Genomic DNA, 1095 nt, shown 5'->3' with positions numbered 1-1095 from the left:
GGCGCGGCTGGCCACCGGCGGGACCGGCGGAACCGCCGAGACGGGCGACGGCGGCGGAGCCGGAGGCACGGGCGGTGCACCCGCGACGGGCGGCGCCGGCGATGCCGGCGGTGCCGGTGGTGCCGGTGGTGCGGGCGGCAGCGGGAACATCGACTTGTATTCCGGCACCCGGGTGTTCAGGGTCAGGCTCTTCTTCTGCCGCAGCACGCCGAGCTTGATCTCGCTGCCGGCCTGCGCGTCGCGCAGGCGGCGCATGACGTCGGCGGGCGAATCGACTTTGCTGCCGGCCACGCTCTGCAGGATGTCGCCGCCCTTGAGCTCGGGCATGGCATCGGCGTCGGCCGACAGCACGAGCACGCCCTGGCCGGTGCCGAAATAGCTGCTGAGGTCCGGGTTCAGCGGCGCGAGGTTGATGCCCCACCACGGCATCAGGTTGATGCGCAGGTCGCGCAGCTGCTGCAGGCGGCCGTCGTGCAGATGGCGGTCGATCTCCCGCTGCGCGCCGGCCAGACTGCGTTCGACGTCGCGGCGGATCTTGTCCGCGTCGATGTCCACGTCGATGTCGCCGCCGACGCCGACCATGACCTTGGGCCAGTTCAGCGCTTCGCGCCGCGCCGCGGTGACGGTCAGATCGAGCGGCTTGCCGTCGCGCGACAGCGACAACTTGACCGGCTGGTCGACCTTGAGCTCCTGCAGCAGCGTGCGCGCCTCGGGCAGGTCCTCGCGACCGAGCTTCCTGCCGTCGATCGCGAGCAGCAGGTCTTCGTTGCGCACGCCGGCCTTGTCGGCCGGACCGCCCGGCGTGACGGCGGCGATCTGCAGGCCTTTCTCGGCCGGGTGCATGACCAGGCCGAGCATCGCGCGGTCGCTGTCGCCGAGGTAGCGCCAGGCGAACTTGCCCGGGCCGCCCTCGCCGAGGCGCAGCGAGATGTCGCCCATACGGCGGCCGAGATCGCGCATTTCGCGGCGCAGTTCGTCGAGCTCGGCGCGCGCGGCGTCGGCTTCGGCCGCCGTCGCATAACCGTGGGCGTCGGCGCGTGCTTCGGCACGGGCCGCGGCGGCGGCCTCGGCACGGGCTTTCGCGGCGGGCCGCGC

At 73.2% G+C, this 1095-nt stretch carries 1 protein-coding gene; it reads right to left on the bottom strand.

Going from position 1 to position 1095, the window contains the following annotated elements; all coding sequences use genetic code 11:
• Positions 1-1095, bottom strand: a 1095-nt coding sequence (locus NON22_RS24685) for a PDZ domain-containing protein (protein WP_257389626.1), incomplete at both ends; no start/stop codon positions are given.

Source organism: Tahibacter caeni, assembly GCF_024609805.1.
In the GTDB taxonomy this organism is placed as follows: Bacteria; Pseudomonadota; Gammaproteobacteria; order Xanthomonadales; family Rhodanobacteraceae; genus Tahibacter; species Tahibacter caeni.
The sequence above is the reverse complement of the archived record's forward strand: the minus strand, read 5'-3'. Positions and strand labels throughout refer to the sequence as shown.